Raw genomic sequence first — 271 nt, 5'->3', positions numbered from 1 at the left:
ATCCTTCCATGCGACAATCAAGAAAGAGCTGGTTTATAGACGACGCTTTAACACAAAAGCAGAGGCGATGAAAGCTGTTAATTACTACATAAGTGCCCGTTATAATAAGCGCCGAAAGCATTCCACTTTAGGTTATTTAAGTCCAGATCAATATGAAGTAAATTATCACTCAAGTCAACAACTAAAAGCGTCATAATACGGACAGGAAGTAGAAATTAATATATTCCAAAATATAACAAGTGAAAGAAGATAGAAAATACACCTGCATTAT

General features: G+C 34.7%; 1 protein-coding gene. It reads left to right on the top strand.

The features are described 5' to 3' along the window. Window positions 1-196 (top strand): IS3 family transposase (locus tag AOA59_RS27845; RefSeq protein ID WP_143522834.1); only part of this gene is annotated, 196 nt, incomplete at its 5' end. Between the last annotated feature and the right edge of the window lie 75 nt (window positions 197-271).

This window comes from Pseudomonas sp. 2822-15 (assembly GCF_002742515.1).
Lineage (GTDB): Bacteria > Pseudomonadota > Gammaproteobacteria > Pseudomonadales > Pseudomonadaceae > Aquipseudomonas > Aquipseudomonas salomonii.
This window is presented reverse-complemented; position numbering and strand designations above follow the sequence as displayed.